Origin of the sequence: Clostridium aromativorans (assembly GCF_020908015.1) — a bacterium.
Taxonomy (GTDB): Bacteria; Bacillota; Clostridia; order Clostridiales; family Clostridiaceae; genus Clostridium_B; species Clostridium_B aromativorans.
In genome coordinates this window covers 1-21692 of record NZ_JAJJPB010000003.1, presented here as the reverse complement: position 1 = coordinate 21692, position 21692 = coordinate 1, and the positions used below count along the sequence as shown (strand labels likewise).

16 protein-coding genes and 1 pseudogene are annotated in these 21692 nt (G+C 35.3%); 6 read left to right on the top strand and 11 right to left on the bottom strand.

Annotated elements, in window-relative coordinates; translation table 11 throughout:
- Positions 1-3 precede the first annotated feature (3 nt).
- From LN736_RS04285 to LN736_RS04275, 3 genes are all read left to right on the top strand, one after another.
- A complete protein-coding gene (locus LN736_RS04285) occupies positions 4-1404 on the top strand; it encodes a spore germination protein (protein WP_229980950.1) in 1401 nt (466 codons plus the stop codon).
- Positions 1401-2513: a Ger(x)C family spore germination protein gene (locus tag LN736_RS04280; RefSeq protein WP_150355942.1), complete on the top strand. Its 1113-nt coding sequence runs from the start codon at positions 1401-1403 to the stop codon at positions 2511-2513. The genes LN736_RS04285 and LN736_RS04280 overlap by 4 nt, the downstream gene beginning before the upstream one ends.
- A 151-nt stretch (positions 2514-2664) precedes the next feature.
- The gene (locus LN736_RS04275) at positions 2665-3519 is read left to right on the top strand and encodes a CvfB family protein (RefSeq protein WP_150355943.1); all 855 of its coding nucleotides are present in this window, start codon (positions 2665-2667) and stop codon (positions 3517-3519) included.
- A gap of 44 nt (positions 3520-3563) precedes the next feature.
- Here LN736_RS04275 and LN736_RS04270 read toward each other — a convergent pair whose 3' ends face one another.
- Both LN736_RS04270 and LN736_RS04265 read right to left on the bottom strand, forming a co-directional pair.
- Positions 3564-4736 carry a M20 metallopeptidase family protein gene (locus tag LN736_RS04270; protein WP_179976931.1) on the bottom strand — a complete coding sequence of 391 codons (1173 nt, stop codon included), beginning with the start codon at positions 4734-4736 and terminating at the stop codon, positions 3564-3566.
- A gap of 33 nt (positions 4737-4769) precedes the next feature.
- Positions 4770-5960, bottom strand: a complete 1191-nt coding sequence (locus LN736_RS04265) for a hypothetical protein (protein WP_150355945.1) — start codon at positions 5958-5960, stop codon at positions 4770-4772.
- Between the two features lie 471 nt (positions 5961-6431).
- Between LN736_RS04265 and LN736_RS04260 the strand changes: the two genes are divergently transcribed.
- Positions 6432-7814: a sigma-54 interaction domain-containing protein gene (locus tag LN736_RS04260; RefSeq protein WP_150355946.1), complete on the top strand. Its 1383-nt coding sequence runs from the start codon at positions 6432-6434 to the stop codon at positions 7812-7814.
- Between the two features lie 80 nt (positions 7815-7894).
- Here LN736_RS04260 and LN736_RS04255 read toward each other — a convergent pair whose 3' ends face one another.
- Positions 7895-10516 carry a calcium-translocating P-type ATPase, PMCA-type gene (locus LN736_RS04255; RefSeq protein WP_229980948.1) on the bottom strand — a complete coding sequence of 874 codons (2622 nt, stop codon included), beginning with the start codon at positions 10514-10516 and terminating at the stop codon, positions 7895-7897.
- 218 nt (positions 10517-10734) lie between these two features.
- Here LN736_RS04255 and LN736_RS04250 point away from each other — a divergent pair, with 218 nt between their 5' ends.
- Complete coding sequence (locus tag LN736_RS04250; protein WP_150355948.1) at positions 10735-11157, top strand: YaaR family protein; 423 nt, start codon at positions 10735-10737, stop codon at positions 11155-11157.
- Between the two features lie 104 nt (positions 11158-11261).
- On the opposite strand, the gene LN736_RS04245 is transcribed toward LN736_RS04250, so the two are convergent.
- Together LN736_RS04245 and LN736_RS04240 are read right to left on the bottom strand one after the other, a co-directional pair.
- A complete protein-coding gene (locus LN736_RS04245) occupies positions 11262-12533 on the bottom strand; it encodes a M14 family metallopeptidase (protein ID WP_150355949.1) in 1272 nt (423 codons plus the stop codon).
- A 76-nt stretch (positions 12534-12609) separates the two neighbouring features.
- Positions 12610-13131: a gamma carbonic anhydrase family protein gene (locus LN736_RS04240; protein WP_150355950.1), complete on the bottom strand. Its 522-nt coding sequence runs from the start codon at positions 13129-13131 to the stop codon at positions 12610-12612.
- A 331-nt stretch (positions 13132-13462) separates the two neighbouring features.
- On the opposite strand from LN736_RS04240, the gene LN736_RS04235 reads away from it, so the two are divergent.
- A complete protein-coding gene (locus LN736_RS04235) occupies positions 13463-16504 on the top strand; it encodes a vitamin B12-dependent ribonucleotide reductase (RefSeq protein WP_229980946.1) in 3042 nt (1013 codons plus the stop codon).
- A gap of 27 nt (positions 16505-16531) precedes the next feature.
- Here the strand turns inward: LN736_RS04235 and LN736_RS04230 are convergent, their stop codons facing one another.
- The 6 genes and pseudogenes from LN736_RS04230 to LN736_RS04205 form a co-directional block, all read right to left on the bottom strand.
- Positions 16532-17242: a DUF1638 domain-containing protein gene (locus LN736_RS04230; protein ID WP_229980944.1), complete on the bottom strand. Its 711-nt coding sequence runs from the start codon at positions 17240-17242 to the stop codon at positions 16532-16534.
- A 22-nt stretch (positions 17243-17264) separates the two neighbouring features.
- Entirely contained in the window at positions 17265-17963 is a 699-nt protein-coding gene (locus LN736_RS04225; RefSeq protein ID WP_229980942.1) for a GntR family transcriptional regulator, read from the bottom strand.
- On the bottom strand, positions 17963-18634 hold the full coding sequence (locus LN736_RS04220; protein WP_229980940.1) for a cobalamin B12-binding domain-containing protein: 672 nt from the start codon (positions 18632-18634) through the stop codon (positions 17963-17965). The genes LN736_RS04225 and LN736_RS04220 overlap by 1 nt, the downstream gene beginning before the upstream one ends.
- A gap of 239 nt (positions 18635-18873) precedes the next feature.
- Entirely contained in the window at positions 18874-20235 is a 1362-nt protein-coding gene (locus LN736_RS04215) for a uroporphyrinogen decarboxylase family protein (protein WP_229980938.1), read from the bottom strand.
- Positions 20236-20282: 47 nt separating this feature from the next.
- A complete protein-coding gene (locus LN736_RS04210; RefSeq protein WP_179977754.1) occupies positions 20283-21476 on the bottom strand; it encodes an MFS transporter in 1194 nt (397 codons plus the stop codon).
- A 30-nt stretch (positions 21477-21506) separates the two neighbouring features.
- Positions 21507-21593: pseudogene (locus LN736_RS04205) on the bottom strand (cobalamin B12-binding domain-containing protein); the annotation flags it as partial.
- Between the last annotated feature and the right edge of the window lie 99 nt (positions 21594-21692).

The following is a 21692-nucleotide window of genomic DNA, read 5'->3' as shown; positions in this document are numbered from 1 at the left end:
AATATGAATAATTATTTAAATTATATAAACGAAAAATTAAAGAATAACTCTGATTTAAAACACCGTGAAATAAAATGCAGTAGGGGAATCATATATCTGTTATTTATAGACGACATGTGTGATTCAAAATTTATAAGCGAATATATAATAGCCCCTCTGATAAAAAACAGCAAATCCATCACTGACGTGGAAATGATAAAAGATCAGGTTCTCTACAGCAACTCCCTAGGTGATGTAAATTCCAAAGATGATGCACTACTGCACATTTTATCCGGTGACGTTATAATATTATCTGATTTTTATGGCAATGTCATATACTGTGAAGCCAAAGGATTCAACAAGAGAACTATAAACACCCCTTTAACTGAAACAGTGATAAAGGGCCCAAGAGAAGGCTTAACAGAAGCTTTAATGGACAATATATCTCTTATAAGGAGAAGAATAAAAAGCCCACAATTAAAAATAGAATACAAGATTGTAGGTAAAATTTCCAATACAACTGTAGTTTTTTTGTATCTCCAAGATCTGGTTTCACAAAAGGTAATAAAATACATCAATGATAAATTTTCAAAAATGAACATAGATTTTCTTCTCGATACAAATTATATAGAAGAACAGTTAAAAAATTCAGGAACTATTTTTGATACCATAGGTTATACTGAAAAAGCCGATACTGCAGCATCCAAGATACTACAGGGCAGGGTGCTTATTCTTGTAGACGGTACTCCCTTTGCCCTCAGCGCACCTTATTTCTTTATAGAAAATTTTCAGATGGCGGATGATTATTATCTGAATACTTACTACACAAGTATAGTCAGGCTAATTAGAATTGCAGCTTTTGGGATTTCAGTATTTCTGCCAGGACTGTATATAGCACTTACAACCTATCATTTTTCACTTATACCTCTTATATTTGTATTCAGGCTCTCTTCATCCAGAGCAGACGTGCCCATTCCCACTAGTATAGAAGTTTATTTGATGTTGTTTTTCTTCCAGCTTCTAAGGGAAGCTGGAATACGGCTTCCCCAACCCATAGGGCAGTCCATGAGTATAGTAGGAGCACTCATACTTGGCCAGGCAGCAGTAAGCGCCGGCCTTACTTCCCAAAGTACGGTTATAATAGTGGCCATATCTGCCATATCTTCCTTTTTAACACCTAAATTATACGGTCCCATACTTGTATGGAGTTCTATAATACTGCTCCTGTGTTCTCTAATTGGTATGCTTGGATTCTTCATGGGATTGTTCGTAATGATATCGGATGTAGCATCTCTGGACAGCTGCGGCTACCCATACATTACCCCTATACTTACCAGAAAGAATTTAAGGTACAGGGATATTTTCCTCAGAGGAAAATTGACCAATATATCCAATAATAATTTTAACAAGGATGATAAGATATGAAAAAATTTCTCTGCTGCTTTCTAATAATATGTGCATCTTTCCTCACTGGATGCTTTAACTACAACGATATAGATAAGGTCATATTTGCAACAGCCTGTATAATAGATGTAGATAGCCAGGACAATCCCATAATTTATGTAGAAGCCTTCAAGCCTCAAAAAACTGTTACCAGTTCTTCTAACAGCGACCAGAGGATCCTCTTTAAAGGTTCAAGAAAAACTATGTTTGAAACCATAAGAGATATAAATCTATCTTCCAATTACAAATTAAATTACACTCAGAATATGGGAATTATATTTACTCAAAAAGCTGCAGAACGCAGCATGAAAGATTTTATAGATTTTTTTGAAAGGGATCAGGAATTTGTACTAAGGGCAAATATAGCTATTCTAAAGGGGTGTCCGGACAATTTTATCAATATGAAATTAAAGGGTCAGGAATATCTGGGGGTCTTTATTCATGACCTAATAAAGAACATACCCTCATCCTCCAGAGAAGTTATGACCAGCTTAAATGATTTTTTAAATGAAATGCATACTAAATCCAAGACATCTGTTATTCCCATGGTACAGATAAAACAGGATCAACCCGAAAATAGAATAGAAATAGGAGACGGGGCCATAATCACCAATTACAAAATGGTGGACACATTGAGAAGAGAAACTGCATTAGGCTATAATTTTATGTTGAATAATATAAACGGAGGCTCCATGGAAGTCACAAATCCGGATATTTCCTCCAAATATATAGGACTGGAAATACTAAAAAATACCACAAAAACAAAAATGTATTACGATGGTAAAAAATTAGTAGTAAAAAAAATAATAAACACAAAAGCAAGCATATCCGAAGCACAAAATAAACTCAACTTAAATCAAGCCTCCATAAAAGCAATAGAGGCAAATGCGGAAAGGAACATAATTTATGCCTGTGACGATATATTTAAACAATATAAGGATAAAAATTTGGATATATTTCATATAACGGAAGACTTTCAAAGAAGATATCCTAGAGAAAATTCAGATAACATATTTCAAAAAAGCCAGCTCAAAATGGACGTACACGTTTCAATAGAAGGCTCTTCCCTTAAAACAAATTTTGGAGGTTAGTTTTCTGGCATCATTGCGAATAATAGTATATAATGATTTTTGAATACAATAAAAATCATATTCAAATATCAAAGTTCAATATTGTAAATTGCAAACTGTGCATCGTTTAAGTTTGCACTTTGTACTTTGAAAAAGCTAGGAGTGAAATAAAATGGTATCGTTAGGGAAATTCAATCTCTTAAAAATAGCCCGGAAAACCAAGTTCGGATATTATCTGGATGCCAAAACAGGCAGTATCAGGGATGACATACTTCTTCCAAATAAAAATACCCTGGGAAAAGAACTTTCCATAGGGGATGAGCTAAATGCCTTTATATATAAGGATTCAAAAGACAAAATAATTGCTACTCTTAAATCACCACTGGCTCAGGTAGGAGAAATTGCACTGCTAAAAACAGTATCGCAAGTCAGCTTCGGCTATTTCATAGGCATAGGCCTGGAAAGGGATGTGCTGGTTCCAATATCAGAACAAAAGTATAAACTCATTCTGGGAAAATGCTATCCCTTTTACCTCTATCTGGATAAGACAAATAGAATAGCTGCAACTACAGACATAGACAGATATCTTTTAGAAGTGGAGGAGGAAAATGAAAAATACAATATAGGTGCAGAGGTAAAGGGCATTGTCTATGGTTTCCAGACAAACAACAGTGCCATGGTGGTAATTGATAAAAAATATAAGGGTGTTATATTAAGAAATGAATATTTTACAAAGCTAAATATCGGCGATGAACTCAATTTGAGAATAAAAAGGATTTACGAAGATGGTAAACTGGGACTTACGCCCAGGAAAACTCCAAAGTACGAGAGGTTATCCCTGGAGGATACAATACTGGATTACCTAAAATCACACGGCGGGTTTATGCCCTATAATGACAAAAGTTCTCCTGAAGATATAAAAACCACATTTCATGAAAGTAAAAATTATTTTAAAAACGCCCTGGGAGGACTTATGAAGAGAAATTTAATTTTTCAGGATGAAAATGGAACAAAACTCATTAAGTAAAAGCTGTATGCGATTCATTTCAGAATTGCATACAGCTTTTCAAACTAGGAAAGAAAATCAAGAGCTACTTGAGTATAAGCTGCTGTCCCTATGGGAAGGGCATCTTCATCCACATTAAAATAATTGGAATGATGAGAGTAGTTGCATCCCTTCTCCTCGTTTCTTCCACCAAGGAGCATCAATGAACCCGGAATTTCCTCCAGATATTCAGAAAAATCCTCTGAGCCCATTATTCTGTCTATACTTATGACTCCATCTTCACCCATAAACTTTTTTATGGAATTTATGGCCGCTCTAGTGTGTTTGGGTTCATTATCAGTCACAGCACATTTAAAAGTATAATTAAATTCATAATCACATCCATATGCTTCACAGGTGTTTTTAATTATTCTCTCCATCCATTTTGGAAGTTCCTTTCTAACATTAGCATTGAAAGTTCTGTTCATACCTTCCATTTCAGTGGTACCGGGAGTTACATTAAATCTCTCTCCGCCTCTTATAGTTCCTATATTTATTACTATTGGACTTCTTACATCATTCACCCTGCTCACTATAGTCTGTATACCCTGAATTATTGCAGAAGCGCATGTTATGGAATCCACTCCCTGCCATGGAGAAGAACCATGACAAGATTTACCAAGCACTTTTAATTTCCAGATATCTGCACTCGCCATAATTGGCCCTTCCTGTAATGACACTTTATTTATGGATATATCAGACCATACATGCATACCAAAAATATAGTCCACATCTGGATTTTTAAGGGCTCCCCCCTGCACCATCTGCTTTGCTCCTTCCGCAATTTCTTCTGCAGGCTGAAATAAAAATTTAACAGTACCCTTTAATTCATCCTTTTTCTCAGACAATAGTTTTGCTGCTCCTAAAAGCATAGAAGCATGGAAATCATGCCCACAGGCATGCATATAACCTATATTTTCCGATGAAAACGGAAGACCTGTCTTTTCAGTTACAGATAATGCATCTATATCTGCCCTGAGTGCAATAACCTTACCTTTTGAACTTCCTTCTAGAATGCCAACTATTCCTGTTTCTCCAATATGATCCACTTTAATCCCCATGTCAATTAAATTTTTAGTAATTATTTTGGATGTCCTGTACTCTTTAAGCGACTGTTCAGGATGTCTGTGAAAATCTCTTCTTAAATCCACCAACCAATCTTTAATATTTTTTGCCCTCTCCAACACGTCATTCCCCATATAAATAAGCGCCTCCTAATTTTAATAAATAATTTATAATAGCTTAAGGAATATACTAGCTATGACTACAGATGCAATAGATACTGTCATAAAACCACCTACCAGCATTCTAGGAAGCAATATGTCTATCAGATAATTTTTTTCTTCCTCTGTACTGCCCACAGATTTACAGACTTCCGTAGTTATAACATAATCCGCCGGAAAGCCGAAAAGTGCTGTAAGTGCACAGGCAAAAGCCATTTCTTTTGAAAATCCAAGAGGTCTACCCACGAGCATTGACATTATAAACATACCCAGAATTCCCAAAATTATAAGTACAATTATCGGTCCTATTATTCCTAAAAGCTGTGCTGGTGTAACACTGGACAGCTGCGAAAATACATAGGCCAGAAGTCCCAATATAAGCCAGTTAAAAACCCCTGCTTTGACAAGAGACTGTTCTTCCAGAAAACCCAGTTCACAAAAAACAACTCCAAGTATGAGACATATCACATACTGATTCACTGCCCCGCCAGTTAAATTAGACAGCCATCCCGCAAGCATGGATACCAGTATTACTTTAAAAAGTATCATTGGAGAGCTCTGATAAGCTTTCGGAAGTGCAGGTATAAGCTTTTTCCTCTCACTTTCTTCCTGAAACATACTTCCTTCTTTTAGAACTTTTGGATCAGGACCATTTTCTCTAAAGTCCTTTATAACTCTCTTTCCCTCTTTTTTTAAACACCAGGAGGTAATAGGATATCCAAAAAAACTGTGGGTTATAAACATAGCTATTGGAAGTACTGCAAGAGCAGTAATACCTTGAGCCTTCAATCCCTCAGACATAAGTAATGCTGCCACTATTCCCCCAGTAAGAGGTGGTGTTGCAGCCACAACTGTGTGCCAATCGAACAGCAATAGTCCTACAGTCATAGTCAAAGCCATAATTCCACACACTCCACAGACTGCAACCACTACCGCCTTCCACTGACTTATCAGTTTTCTCAAACTCATAAGAGTACCTAGATGTACAAGAAGAAGTCCCATAGCAATCTGTATAAACTCTTTACCAAAAGATGCCCGTACAACTACATCCTTTGGTGCAAATGTCCAAAATGCTATTAAAAATAAAACAGCCGAGATAAATACTGAAGGAACATAGGCCTTCGTTTTTTCTGATACAACTTCCCCTATTAGTAAAAATGCCATTACTACGAGGAAACATTCAACAGATGTAAATTGCATTAACTTCACCCCTTTTTAAATTACAGAAAATTATTTCAGTATTTTTATTAGTAGCATTTACCATGCCAATAAAAACCTTATTGGCAATCATGAAATTTATCATTCATATAAATAGTATATTAAACTATAGTATTCATATATACATTCCATTAAATATTTTCATTTAGTAAAATACTATATAAACTCCTGCTTGTAAACATATAACCTCGATAAAATCATCACATAAAATTTTAATTTTCTGATTCATAATTTATTTTACTTTACATTTTAAAAATATAGATATTAAATATTCATTTAAAGTCGACATTATATTTGTATAAGAGATCTTTTTCACGGTGTTATGATCTTTCGTATTGAAATCATGTGCATCAATATGTTACAATTTTAGGGTAACATATTGATACATTTTGTAATTGCAACAGCAAAATTTATTGTACACTCAAAAAAGGTAAGGTGATGACATTTTAAATTATGAACGATAAAATTTCCAGAATAGAATTAAAACAGTATATAAGTAACATAAATCACATGATATTTTACAATATTTCACTTCCAGTTATATTTGTAGATGCCAAATGCAATATATTAGATGTAAATCCTGCTTTTACAAAATTTTTTCAAATTACACTTAAAGATTTGGAGGATTCCCAAGTAGAAAATATCATTCCCAATTCCAAACTTCCAGATGTAATTAAGACAGGAATCCCTGAAAATGAGAAGATATATAAATTTAATGATAAAACGAAAGTTATCATTCACAGTATTCCTCTTTTATACGGAAATCAATTAATAGGAGGAATGAGCTTATTTACATCTGAGTCCTTTGATAATACAGATATGGCCAATAAATTCAATAGTATAAATGCATCATTTCATGCAAAATATAATTTCAATGATATTTTAGTAAACTCCACTAGCGGAAAAAAGTGTAAAAAAATGGCAGAAAAGTTTGCTCTTTCTAATTTTACTGTACTTATAACCGGTGAAAGCGGTGTTGGTAAAGAAATGTTTGCCCATGCTATTCATAATAAAAGCAAAAGACGACTTAATCCATTCGTAAAAGTAAATTGTGCCGCAATACCAGAAAATCTTGCAGAATCAGAATTGTTTGGATATGACAGCGGCTCTTTTACCGGAGCTTCAAAAGAGGGTAAATGCGGAAAATTTGAACTGGCAAATGGCGGAACTATATTTCTGGATGAAATAGGGGATATACCATTAGTTCTTCAAGCAAAACTACTTAGAGTTTTACAGGAAAACGAAGTAGAACGTATAGGCAGTAATAAAATAATAAATATAGATGTAAGGGTAATAGCTGCCACCAACTGCGATTTGAAGAAAAAAGTACTTCAGGGTACTTTCAGAAAGGATTTGTTTTACAGGCTTAATTTTTTAAATCTTGAAATTCCTCCTCTCAGGGAGCGTAAGGGGGATATAGACATTTTGGTAGAATCTATACAAAATAGATTCTACCAAAAATACAACATAAAAAAATATTTTCCCGACAATATATTAAAAGTTCTATCCTCCTATGACTGGCCCGGTAATATAAGAGAATTGACAAATATATTGGGAAGGATAATGGTAACTTCCAAAAATAAAGTTATAACCATGGATGATTTACCTGAATTTTTATTAGAAGACAACCATCAAAATGATCTCAACGAAAATAATAAAGATAAGCTTCTAAAAAATTCCATCCATGAAACTGAAAGTAAATTGATAATGAATACATTGATAAAAAATAATTTTAACAAATCGAAAACAGCGGAAACTTTAGGAATTCCAAGAATGACACTTTATAGGAAACTAAAAAAATTATTTCCCAGTGAAAATAGCTCACATTTTATCTGATGGTTACCATTGCTTATTCAATTTAAATGGAGATTTTCGTTTTTGTCCGAAAATCTCCATTTAACATTCATTTCCCACTATTAACTTTTAACTATCCTGTTCCAGAGTATTTTTACAGTTTCATTCACAATAAGAGGTATTATGGATAACAAAAGTACAAACAGCCAGTCATTCAAGGTGAGCCTAAACACTTTGAATACAGATGCCAAAAATGGCACTGTGATCACTATATTCTGAAGTATTATTCCAAGTACTATCGCACCAATCAAATACTTATTGGTAAAAATTCCAACCTGGAACATGGATTTTTCACTATGTCTTATACTCAAGGTATAAAAAAGCTGAGACACACTCAATACCACAAAAGACATAGTCTGGGCATGCATAAGAGAATTTGGATATATTCTGGTACCTACATAAAAAGCACTCAGCGTGATTATACCTATCAAAATACCGTTGCCTATTAAAAGTGCCCCATTTTTTCCTGAAAATAGTCCCTCTTTCGCATTACGAGGTTTTTCTTTCATTATATCCGGATCATCAGGATCCACTCCCAGGGCCAGTGCTGGAAGGCTGTCTGTTATAAGATTCACCCATAAAAGGTGAATGGGTCTTAATATCGAAGGCCACCCCAGAACTATGCCAATAAACAGAGCTATTATCTCTCCTATATTGCAGGAAAGAAGAAATACTATGGATTTCCTTATATTATTGTATATATTTCTTCCCTCTTTTACCGCTTCCACAATAGTTGAAAAATTGTCATCAGTCAATATCATATCCGAGGCATCTTTAGCCACATCAGTTCCCGTAATTCCCATAGCTACACCTATATCTGCAGTTTTTAACGAAGGTGCATCATTCACACCATCTCCAGTCATGGAAACTATATTTCCCTTTTTCTTCAATGTCTTTACAATTTTCACTTTGTGTTCAGGTGATACTCTGGCAAAAACTCTCAAATGGTCAATTTTGTCTTCGGCATCCTCTTCAGATAATTTATCAAATTCATATCCCAGTATGACCTGAGAGGAATCCTTTGCTATTCCAAGCTCTTTTGCTATGGCAAAGGCTGTATTCTTATGATCTCCAGTAATCATAACCGTCCTTATACCTGATTTTCTACATTCTTCTATGGAATTTTCAACATTTTCTCTTGGAGGATCTATCATTCCAACCAGACCGACAAAAGTCAAACCTCTTTCCATAGAATCAATTTCAATTTCAGTTGAATCCACCCTTTTAAAAGCTGCCGCAAGTACCCTAAGGGCATCTTTCGACATGCTGTCAGAAGCATCCATTATTTTTGATTTCAGCTCTTCAGTAAGTGGAACTATATTATCATTTACATATATGCTGTTACACAGCTTAATTAAATTATCCACAGCCCCTTTTGTAATTATATCGTACTTATCACCGAATTTATTCAAAGTAGTCATAAGCTTTCTGTCCGAATCAAAGGGTATCTCATTTGCCCTGGGATGTAACTTATTTTCATCTTCCTTGTATAAATCAAATTTAGCTCCTAATTCAAGTAGTGCAATTTCAGTTGGATCTCCGGTTTTGGAATCTGCAGAATAAGTAGCATCATTACAGAGCATCATATCTTTTACAAGAGCGGAATGAACTTTGTTTTTCACATCCAGACCTGAAATATCATTCAAAATGCCATCAGCATAAAATTTCGTTACAGTCATTTTATTCTGTGTTAAAGTCCCAGTTTTATCGGAACATATTATATTTACGGAGCCTAAGGTTTCTATGGCAGGTAATTTCCTGACTATGGCATTCTTCTTTATCATTCTCTGGACTCCCACTGCAAGAACTATGGTAACCATGGCAGGTAATCCCTCCGGAACAGCAGCCACTGCCAGACTTATGGCTGTCAGAAACATTTCAAATAAATCCCTTTTTTGAATCACTGCCACACCAAACATGAGAACACATATTATAAGTACTGCGAAACCAAGTGCCTTACCAAGCTGTGCAAGTTTCACCTGAAGAGGAGTCAGATTTTTTTCATCCTCATCAAGCATTTTTGCTATCTTCCCTATCTCAGTATTCATGCCTGTGGCTACAGCAACACCTACACCTCTTCCATAAGTTACCATAGTTGACATAAAAGCCATATTCTGCTGATCTCCAAGAGATATATTCTCACCTTCTAAGACATTCTCTGCATATTTTTCAGAAGGTACTGATTCACCGGTTAGAGCTGATTCCTCTATCTTAAGGTTGGCAGTTTCAATTAACCTTAAATCGCAGGGGACGTACTTGCCAGCCTCCAAAATCACTATATCTCCTATTACTACCTCTTCGGAAGCTATTTCCTGAATACTCCCATCTCTTTTCACAAGTGCTTTGGGAAAAGAAAGCTTTTTTAAGGATTCAAGTGCTCTTTCAGCTCTTGATTCCTGAATCAATCCTATTACGGCATTTAATATAACTACAATTACTATAATAACTGCATCACTTACTTCTCCAAGTAAAGCGGAAATTACGGCCGCTGCCAGCAATATATATATCAACACGTCATTTATCTGTTCAAACAAAAGTCTTAAAACAGATTTTTTTTTCTTCCCTGCCAATTTATTGGGACCATATTTATCTTTTCTAATTAAAGCTTCCCTTGAACTCAGTCCATTTATCCTATCCGTATTGAATTCTTTTATTATTTCATTTGAACTTTTCTCAAACCACATAAAATCACCTACCCAAGTTTTATTTTTTGAAAACACTGTAATCTTATACATATTAAATAGCCATTATCACTGTTATATAAAAATTCTATAGTCAATTATATATTTAGCTGTGAGTTATGATAAAATTATACTATATTTTTGCCAAGATATTATATATAATAAAGTTGAGAGACAATATTCAGTTTTAAATTTTTAAATAAAAAATATGGAGGTGCTTTATGGAAATTTCTAGAATTGGAAGAGCTTCTTCTCCTTCCTCAAACAACAAAAATATAAAAGTAAAAAAAGATTTTTCCCAAAGCTTCAACTCTCAGATGGAAAAAAAATCAGAAGAGCAGCTTAAAAATATGTTTGATGAAATCAAAAAAAGAGGAAACAGATTATCTATAACAAAATGCTATTCAGATGTTAAAATTTATAAAAAGATAATAAAAGAATATTTGGAATCCGTTTTAAAATATATGTACAATGTAAAAAAAGATATAAGTTTTTGGCAGACACAGTACTTTATAACAGTGGATACTATAGATAAGAAATTAGAAGAGCTCACTGAGGCTCTTATAAACGATCAAAAATCAAATCTGGATGTGGCCGCTACTATAGATGACATAAGCGGCCTTCTGGTAGACATATATAAATAGAGTCACTAGTCCAGAGTTCAGAGCTTCAGATAATCTTTTTATATTAATACCAGAAGATCTAAAACCATCCACTGCCCTTAACTCTTTACTATTTAATAAAATTCCTATATAACTGAAGCTAGAAGAAGAAGTTCTTCATTTTCATTGTATATTTGATCAAACTGATTTATAGGGAGAGGATTAATCCCTCTACCCACTTCTATAGTAAAGCCAGGCTTTCCGTGATCCTGTATAAACCAATCCTTGTATCCCGAATAGGATGCTATACCAGTAGTTTCTTCCAGCCTGTATCCGCTCACTTCAGAGAACAACTCTGCTATTCTCCTCGACTCTGGAGGAGTCAAAGCATTATATTGCCAGTAAATAACCTGTCCCTGACTGTGATACGCCAGTACCAACCTAAAATCATGATTATTTGTGAAATTGACCATTGTCCTGGTTTCTGGCTCTGATTCAGCATAAGGCCCTGAATATCTGGTAGGTCCTGGACCGTACACACCGTAGGAAGGCTCGGATTCCTTTGAGAGCTGCCAGTTTGCATTATAATTATGATTGAGATCAACTCCCCTGTTATTTGCTTCCCAATCTCTAGAAAAATCAGCACTACCTCTATTCCACCTTATAAGCTCATAATAATAGGGGTTATCTCTAGCTAATCCATTCAAAACAAGATCTACTCCATCAGGGTTAACCATAGGAACTATATATATACTGCTCCTGCTCCATATATCTCCTATATTATATCCTCTTATATTTTCCCCTTCCGAATAGGCTCTGGCAAAATTTTCTATAAACTTCATTAAAAGAGGTGTTGTTATCCACTCCAAAGCATGGTGGGAACCATTATAAGATACTTGATTACCCCCTACCCCAAGTCTCACATAATGCAGCTGCCTTCCAAGAACACTTTCACCAGCACTACCTACAGTTATAAAGGGATATCTACCTTTAAGCCCCATAAGATCTGTCTCCAGTACATCATAAGTATAATATATGTTTGTATCCACCACATCTGTGCTGTAGGGCACTTTAATTGTATTCCCCGGAATTAGGCCCAAGGGCTCTATGAGTGGATTGGCCGTTATTATTTTATAAACCTGAGTTCCATATTTTCTACTTATGCCGTATAACGTATCCCCTGGCTTAATAATATAATTGTCATATCCCAATATAAAGCTATGCAGTACCCTATAAGTGTCCGGCCCTATTATTCCGTCCTGTATCAGTCCATTATTTCTCTGAAAATTTCTGACAGCCTGTTCAGTTTGTATACCATATATTCCATCTATAGGTCCAGGATCGTAGCCTATCTTTTTCAAAGTTGCCTGTATCTGCATTACCTGGCTTCCTCTAGAACCCAATTTGAAGTTCGGCATTATACACTCTCCAAATATTATTGACACTATATTCTATACTTTATTTATAAAATAAGTGATATATATTTTACGCAATTTACTCCCTAATAACATATTGCTTATAGTTTTCGGCCTCTATGATATAGCCTTTTGCAGAATTTCTAAGGAATTCTTTCTCCTCCTCTGTAAGCTCTCTCACAACTTTTGCGGGAGAACCCATGCACATCACTCCAGAAGGTATTTTTTTATTCTTAGTTACAAGGCTTCCTGCTCCTATAATAGTATATTCACCTATCTCTGCATTATCTAATATTATGGAACCCATACCAATTAAAGAGTATTTTCCAACTTTGCCTCCGTGTATTATCGCATTATGCCCTACAGTAACATATTCTCCTATTTCTATAGGATTCATCCCCTCACTAGTATGAAAAGTGCAATTATCCTGTACATTGCTTCCCTTTCCCACATATATATAATTTACATCACCTCTTAGCACAGCTCCAAACCATATATTTGCATCTTCATAAATTTTAACTTTTCCTATAATCTCTGCATTGTCTGCTATAAAGCAGTTTTTTCCTATTTCCGGCATGTAATTTTTAAATTTTCTTATCATATGACTTAATCTCCTTCGCCTTGTATAAACTATATTCTGATATTAATTATAAACTATTTTTAGTTAAACGTTAAAATGATCCATAAGTTTATTTATAATAATAAAACTAAAATAACCTCATAAAATACAATCTATTTAAAAATCACAGTGGAAAATGACATATAATATAAATTGAACTTTTATGAAATATATAATATAATAAATAAGCACTATATATAGTACTTATTTATCTTAATTAATACTATATATAGTAGTTATTTTTTTAATACACACACAAGATATATAATTTTAACACAATGAGCTCATATATTAAATTGGAGGTAGGTTGTAATTGGATAGTATAAAGGACTTGTTTAAAAGATATTATACAAAATCTCTTGAAAATGACAGTAATAAAACCGTATATGATCTATTCAAATGGAAAAAAACAGACGTATTTTTAAAAGATCATAAGACCCACAAAGTTTTGGTAGACATGAAAAATCTAGAATTTCCAGAACAGTATTCTCAAAATGCCTGTGACATAATAGCTTCTAAATATTTTAGAAAAGCTGGCGTTCCAGGAAAACTAGGTTATGAGAACAGTATGAAATCCGTCGCCCATAGAATGGTAAGTTTCTGGTGTGAATCTTTAAAAGACGAGGGTCTTATAAAGACAGAAAAAGAAGGTTCTATTTTTTATGATGAATGTGTATATGCACTTTTAAATCAAATGTACGCCCCTAACTCCCCTCAATGGTTTAATACGGGGCTTAAACTGTCCTATGGTATAAGCGGTGTAAAACAGGGAAGTTACTATTTCGATGACACGCTGGGCAAAGTAATGGAATGTGAAGACAGCTATACTAGAACCCAGGCTTCTGCATGTTTTATACTATCTATCGAAGATAAACTTTTAGGTCCGCATTCCATATCAGATCAATTCGTAACAGAGACAAAACTATTTAAGGGCGGTTCAGGAACTGGTACCAATTTTTCTACTATAAGGGCAAAGGGTGAAAAATTATCCGGAGGCGGTTCTTCCTCAGGGCTCATGAGTTTCTTAAAGGCATTGGACAGAAATGCAGGAGCTATCAAATCAGGAGGTACTACAAGAAGAGCTGCCAAAATGGTATGTTTGGATGTAAATCATCCTGAGATCATGGATTTTATAACCTGGAAATCAAAGGAAGAAGATAAAGTGAGAGCCCTCGGCAAAATGGGATATGATACAGATTTAGACGGTGAGGCTTATGAAACTGTCTCAGGACAAAACAGCAATAATTCTGTAAGATTTTCAAACAGCTTTATGTCCAAAGTCGATAGATTAAAGGTAAATCCTGATGAAATAATCAATCTCACTGGTAGAATTGATCCCAAAATTACAAAAACAGTAAAAGTAAAAGAAATCTGGGACACCTTTAATACCTGTGCCTGGAAATGTGCAGATCCAGCTCCCCAATTCAGTGACACTTTCAACGCCTGGCACACATGTCCTGCAGGAGAAGACGGAAAGGTAAATGCAGCCTATAATATGATTAATTCCACGAATCCCTGTGGTGAGTATGCCTTTTTGGATGATACTTCCTGCAATTTGGCATCCATAAATATATACAGATTTTACAATGCAAACAAAAATACCTTTGACCTGAAAGGATATTTACATATAATTGGTTTAGTCCAGCTGATTCTCGAATCCTCCATACATTGGGGACAGTTTCCCACCGCAGATATAGCTAGGAAAACCCACCTCTTCAGAACTACAGGCCTCGGTATATCAAATATAGCATCATTATTCATGGTCATGGGTTATCCTTATGATTCAAATGAGGCCAGAACATTGGCAGCCTCGCTGGTAGGAATACTTACAGGTCAATCCTATTATGTATCCTCTCTAATAGCAAAAGAGATAGGCCCTTTTGAAAAGTTTCAAATAAATAAACCGTATATGATGAGAGTAATGAGGAATCATGCCCGGGCAGCTTCCATAAACATGGAGTCACTTTCAAAAAGCATGGGATACAACTTTTCGAATGAATTTGAAGGATTAAATTATACTCCCTTGAAAGTAGAGCATGAACTCTTAAAGAAAGAAAATTTATCATATATAGGGGATACATTAAAAAACTGCTGGATAAATGCTCTTAAAAGCGGAGACAAATTTGGCTACAGAAATGCCCAGGTTACAGTCATAGCTCCTACAGGTACTATATCCTTTGCCATGGACTGCGGTGCTACTTCAATAGAGCCATTTTTCAGCCATATTGTCTACAAGAAATTATCCGGCGGCGGATTTATGACAATTATAAACCCGGTAATAACTCTAGCATTAAAAAAACTGGGTTATGCCAAAGAACAGATAGAGGATATATTGTCCTATGTACTTGAAAAGGAAACTATAACCAAAGACGATTTCACTTATGAAAAGATACTAGATGGAAAAATAGAAGGAGCTCCACACTTAAAAGATGAACACCTTGCTATATTCGACACGTCAAATAAATGCGGCAGCGGCGAAAGATATATCGATCCCATGGGACACGTAAAGATGGTGGCTTCTATAACCCCACTTATATCCGGTTCAGTGTCGAAAACTGTGAACTTACCTAAAAGCGCCTCCATACAGGATTTTAAGGATGTAATTTTATCCTCCTGGAAACTGGGCATCAAGGGCATTACCCTATATAGGGATTCTTCTAAAGCAGCCCAGCCTCTGAATACAAATTTATCTGCTTCAGACAATATAAAACTTGAAGATTTAACTTATAAGCAGCTTTTAATCAGAGCCAAAAGTCTACAAAAAGGAATAAAATATTCAAAGCGTGATAAACTCATAGGAATCCGCAGGGGAACCACCCATCCTGCACAAATAGATGACGTAAAAATATACACTACCGTAAACAGATCCTCAAATGGAGATATATCTGAAATATATATAACTACAGACAGAGAGGGTACTATAATAATGGGGCTTTTAAATTCCCTATCCAAGGCAATATCAGTGATGCTCCAATACCATGTTCCACCCCAGGATATATCCAGAATGCTGCGCGGTCAAAAATATGAGCCCTATGGATTTGTCCAAAAGCATCCTTATATAAAATACGTATCCTCTATATCAGATCTCATAAGTAAAATAATAGATATAGAACTTGGAGATTTTTCCCGATGCCAGGTTAAACCTGAAAATTATGATAAGGACAGCTTGATTTTAGGCAGCTCCTCCACTGAATTAAATTCCGGTAAAATCAGTACCACTGAAATCAAGACAAAAAAAATAGACGGTGAAAGAATATATGGTTCAACCTGTCCTAATTGTTCCAGCACCAGAATGGTTAGAAACGGAACCTGCATGGTTTGTCTGGACTGTGGTTCCACTACTGGCTGCAGTTAAGCAGCCAGTATTTCTACTATCAGCTGCTTATAGTTTACTGTCAATTGTACACTGAGCATTCTTTGAAAGCTGCCCATCCACATCATAAATATATTCCATTGTAACAGTTTCACCTGGATTTATAGTTATGAACTCCCTGGGATCCCATGGTCCCGTCAGAAGCTTCTTGATGTATTCAATTGTTCCCGGTAAAACTTCGTATTGTAATTTCAATTCACTCGCTATCTTTTTCGTTTTTTCCAGGTAGTTTTCAAGTTCATAGGCTCCGGTTTTTATAACCCCTAATTTCTGGTAATGCTTGAAAACTATACTGTAAATTTTTTCTGACTTTTCCCTTCCATAGCGCTTCACCGCTTCTTGATACTCAATCCATATATTCCTCTCAGATTCCAGCCAGCCTTTAGTCAAAAAATAGGTTCCGCCATCACCAGACAGCTCATTACGTCTTTTGCAGGATCCCAGAAGCAGTGTAATGCAATCGTCCACCCGTGGAAAAATCATGCGGTATGTTGGAGGTTTAAGCCCAATTATGGCATTTCCACAGTATCCAAAGGCCAAAATAACCTGCTCCACATTGGATATATGATCCAGTTCACACTGAAGACACTCTTTTAGAGAATCAGGTTGTAGATGAAGACCAGATTTTATCCATAATACCGGATAATTACACCCAATCTCACCTATTGCTTTATTCAATTCATCTTCAATAGTTTGACAAGCTACGATCAAGGTATTCATTTTAAATATCCCCCTTTTCCAACTATTTACTTACTCCATGCAATTTGATATAATCCCCACGAAAATAAGTTATTCCAAGTCCAATGGGTTTATCTTCAATATCGTATAATTTTTGCTCTACTACAAGCAAGGCAATTTTATTCTGTATGTGAAGCAATTTTTTCATCTTTTCTTCCGGAATTTTGGCATATATGATAAGTTCCTTGTTCAAATCATAGAGAGAAGTCCTATCGGATATCATTTCCGGGAAAGTTGCATTTTTGATTTCATTCTCCACAATTGGAACTCCTCTTTTATACAAAAGATATTTTATATCATAGGCCATAGGTTCTCCTTCAGTATAAAATAGTCTCCGGATCATGACAACCTTCTTACTCTCGCTGATCTGGAGACTGCCGGCTAATTTTTCATCAGGAAGTATGATGTCCACAGACAAAAGTTTTGTTCTATCCACATTGTTAATTAAATTGCTCATTTCGTCATAGGCAAAAATATATTTATTGTAATCCGGCTTTTCTACAAAATAGCCCTTCCCTGGAACGGAATATATATAGCCCTCATTCGATAAAATAGAAAGTCCCTTCCTCACTGTCATTCTGCTGGTGTCATATTCACTGCACAAAGACGTTTCAGAAGGCAGCACATCACCTGGTTTCAACTTGCCACTGCTAATTTCACTTCGTATATCCTCGACAATCTTAATATATATTGGATTCTTCATTACTTGTTACTCCTCATCTGTTTTTCCTTCATCCATTTCAAACATATTTTAGTCCCAGTAGAAGCCTCATTGGAAAAACCATCCGCTCCAATATACTTACTTATATCCGCATTCATATGATTGGCACCTGCAATAACCTTAACTTTATCCCTTATCCCAGCTTTTAAAAAAGCCTTTACCACATCCCGCATTGTTTCTATTGTATTTGTAAGTGCCGCACTCATAGATACAATATCCGGTTTGTTTTCCTTAACTGCTTTCACAAATTCTTCTTTTGGAACATCTACACCTAAATCGATTACCTCAAATCCATTAGCTTCCAGCATACCTTTAAAAATATCCTTTCCAATATCATGAATGTCACCTTTTACCGTCCCTAAAACTACTTTTCCCAATCCCTTATCCTTATTTTGAAGAAAATACTTCTTCATCTTATCCAGTTCTAAGATCTTTCTGAAAATAAGTCCTGAAAGTATTAAATCCGCTATATAGTAATCTTTATTTTCGTATAATTTCCCAACTCTCTCCATGCCCATATTTACAGTTTCCACCAAGGTTATAGGATCCATTCCCTTATTCAAGGCTTTATTGGTCAAATTTACTGCTTTTTCCTCATCCAGCTGCTCTATATATTTTACAATCAGTTTTTTTAATTCCCCGAGATTATCCATTTTACCCTCCATCAACACTTAATATCTCGTCTATATTCAATGATTCTCTTGTTAAAATACTAATGCATCCGTCTATTTCATTTATAATACTATCTATTACCCATAAGAGATCTCCCTTTAGTATATTTTTTTACTCAATTAATATATTACCAAAAGGAAATCTCTTTTTCTATTTTTTGTTCTAAATTATACTACAGTAATTTTACACTAAGAAAAGTATCTAAAAATTGATACATTTCTTATACCAACAAATAAACGAGATACTGAAATATTGCCTCTTCAAATTTCTGAAGTTTGGCTTTCCCAAATTCAGAAACCTCCGGATAGTTTTCCTTATACTGCTCCCAGGTACTGTAATATTTGCTTTCAATCTTTCTTGAAGGCAGTGCACTGTAATCATTCTTGTTAAATTGCATTCCAGCCGTTTCCCCTGCATTCTGATAATTTGCATTATCACGAATATATTCCGTCACTGCACAAAAGTTCTCCATATTTATGTCACTTAGCGATAACGGTTGTTTATCCATTCCAAACATGTATTTTCCTCCTGGAGCAAGCACATCTATTATCTCCTTAGCCTTATCTATACATTTCTGTTTAGTATGAGTCAATAGCATAGTCATCGGATATAGCCCTGTTATTATATGCTTTTTGCCCAATTTATCCTTGATTTTTCTAATGTCACCGTATTCAAACATCATCACTGTATCTGTAGGCAATTCATAGAGATAATCAAGGTATCTAGTCCAATCATCTTCACAGAATATAGAACAATGAATTCCCATGGACGCATATTCATCAAGAAGTTTCTTGAAACTCGGCCACCACAACTTTGCAAAGTCTTTTTCTCGCATAAATGTAGGCATATGAAGAGGCATCCCAATTGATTTATAATTCGATGCTTTTGAAGGCATGCCCTTTTTCAGTACTATTGGATAAAGCGCTTCACAAGCTTCTGCTACTTTTTCCGGCCTTCTTCGTATATCCACGCTTATGCCTTTAAAACTTCTCAACTGATCCGCCAGAAAATCAAAGGGGGCTTCAGTAAAACCTCCTTCTCCAAAAGGCATACCTGGATAATACCCATATTTTTCAATCATCTTATTGAGAATTGCTCCTAATTCACCAAAATCATTATTATACAATACAAAGCTCTTGGCAAAATTTATTGCTGTACTCATGGGATTCCCGCCAAGCGCTTTATATTGCCTTGGTATAACCCTTTCAATTATACAATCATAGGGTTTTTCTATGAGATAATCATAATCATCAGGTAGCATGCCTACAACTTCAGGATGCTGTATAAATCCATTGGAACCCATCACAAAAGACTGTGATTCAAGTACTTGATAAAAAGACGGATACCTCATACTTCCACCGCAGGGACATACATCGGAATACAGTGTCTGACAGAGCTTATCTATTGCCCCCTCGGTTACAGGTGAGTTCCACTGTGCCTCCATCAAACCTATTCCTCCAAATTGCGCCGTCGGCTCAAATGGAATGGAAATATTCAAGGGCACTCTCTCAGGTATCTTATTGTCATATACATCGTGAAACAACTTAATTCTCTCTTCTTGCAATCTTTTAACATCTGTCATATATTACTCACCCATCCTTTACAATTTTATTCCTACTTTATATTTTTTTATACACTAACATACTTTTTTTTCTTAGACTGGCTTATAACAAAAATTCCATATATCACTGCAAAGGCTATAAAGCATACTGCTCCAAAAGCAAAAGGAAAGTTGTCGGCTGTTATATGAAACAAAGACTCCACAAATGAAAAGAAAAATGCCGATAAAAAACCACCTAAATTCATAAACGCCATTACTAATCCCATAACCATTGCTCTCCCAGCAGGCCGAACTGCAAGACCTGCATAATACATAACCCCAGGAGCTATCAATCCAGCACCAACTCCAAATACAGTTGTACCTATATTAAAAAACATTAAGCCTCCGCCTATTCCTATTATTATAAATACGTATCCTATTGCACAAAAAACTAATGACAAAGTAATTACATACCTGCTGATGGTCTGAACTACTTTTCCAAAAATTGCACCTCCAATCATGCTTCCAACCGTCCACATTGTAAGCGTAACCCCAGCAGTTGCTGCAGTTCCATAGTTATTTTCAAGTATCAGCCCAGATATTCCCGTTAACATTGGATAGGTTAGAAGTATGAATATAAGATAAAATACAGCCCACATATAAACTACGATATTCATTTTTACTTTTTCTGGAGCATTACCCGATTCTTTTCCCTGTGATATTGAAGGTTCTGGTAACATCAATACAACTATAATTAAAACCGCAACTCCTATGAGATAAATGAGAAATGTATCTCTCCAATTAATGGCACAAAGCAGCCCACCTACTATTTGAAATACTATTCCACCTACACTAGCAATAAGATTTGAAATTCCCATCAGATTTTCTCTCTCATGACCACTAAAAAGATTCATAACAAGAGCTCCGCTCAAAGGTGTAATAAATCCCAGTCCAACTCCCAATAAAGCTCTCATAAACAGAATAACTGTAAAATCACTTAGAAAATATGGCACTGTACCACCTATTACAAAAAAAATTACACCTATAACCGCAAGTGTCCTATATTTTACTTTATCTCCAGCTAATTTGCCAGTCAAAATTGAAAATGGAACTAAAACTAATGGCGGAAGTGTAGCAATTAACATAATCAATGTAGAAGTTATATCAGGAAAAGCACGTCCAATACTTGCAAGTGCTGGAGAAGTTGCCCCAACACCCATCATCAAGAATGCTACAGCCATTATGGAAATTATAGCCTTTGTCTTGTTAATACTAGCGCTCATTTATATTCACTACCTTTCATATGTGTTATATCATTCCACCCATTCTTGACAAATTTTTACACCTTCTGCAGCATTTGTGGTGAAGGCATCAGCTCTAACATGTTCGCAAGCTTCTTTTCAAAAACTTTGTCTTCATCCAAATCCCCTACTGCTTGTGTTAACAATTTATAATCCATAATCTAATCCCCCTATATTTTAAAGTTCAAAGTACAAAGA

Excerpts from the sequence above, each read along its gene's own strand:
- LN736_RS04275 (WP_150355943.1), top strand. The coding sequence starts at position 2,665 with ATGGTATCGTTAGGGAAATTCAATCTCTTAAAAATAGCCCGGAAAACC.
- LN736_RS04245 (WP_150355949.1), bottom strand. The coding sequence starts at position 12,533 with ATGCCGAACTTCAAATTGGGTTCTAGAGGAAGCCAGGTAATGCAGATA.
- LN736_RS04210 (WP_179977754.1), bottom strand. The coding sequence starts at position 21,476 with ATGAGCGCTAGTATTAACAAGACAAAGGCTATAATTTCCATAATGGCT.
- LN736_RS04250 (WP_150355948.1), top strand. The coding sequence starts at position 10,735 with ATGGAAATTTCTAGAATTGGAAGAGCTTCTTCTCCTTCCTCAAACAAC.
- LN736_RS04225 (WP_229980942.1), bottom strand. The coding sequence starts at position 17,963 with ATGAAGAATCCAATATATATTAAGATTGTCGAGGATATACGAAGTGAA.
- LN736_RS04285 (WP_229980950.1), top strand. The coding sequence starts at position 4 with ATGAATAATTATTTAAATTATATAAACGAAAAATTAAAGAATAACTCT.
- LN736_RS04280 (WP_150355942.1), top strand. The coding sequence starts at position 1,401 with ATGAAAAAATTTCTCTGCTGCTTTCTAATAATATGTGCATCTTTCCTC.
- LN736_RS04265 (WP_150355945.1), bottom strand. The coding sequence starts at position 5,960 with ATGCAATTTACATCTGTTGAATGTTTCCTCGTAGTAATGGCATTTTTA.
- LN736_RS04230 (WP_229980944.1), bottom strand. The coding sequence starts at position 17,242 with ATGAATACCTTGATCGTAGCTTGTCAAACTATTGAAGATGAATTGAAT.
- LN736_RS04215 (WP_229980938.1), bottom strand. The coding sequence starts at position 20,235 with ATGACAGATGTTAAAAGATTGCAAGAAGAGAGAATTAAGTTGTTTCAC.
- LN736_RS04240 (WP_150355950.1), bottom strand. The coding sequence starts at position 13,131 with ATGATAAGAAAATTTAAAAATTACATGCCGGAAATAGGAAAAAACTGC.
- LN736_RS04260 (WP_150355946.1), top strand. The coding sequence starts at position 6,432 with ATGAACGATAAAATTTCCAGAATAGAATTAAAACAGTATATAAGTAAC.
- LN736_RS04220 (WP_229980940.1), bottom strand. The coding sequence starts at position 18,634 with ATGGATAATCTCGGGGAATTAAAAAAACTGATTGTAAAATATATAGAG.
- LN736_RS04270 (WP_179976931.1), bottom strand. The coding sequence starts at position 4,736 with ATGGGGAATGACGTGTTGGAGAGGGCAAAAAATATTAAAGATTGGTTG.
- LN736_RS04255 (WP_229980948.1), bottom strand. The coding sequence starts at position 10,516 with ATGTGGTTTGAGAAAAGTTCAAATGAAATAATAAAAGAATTCAATACG.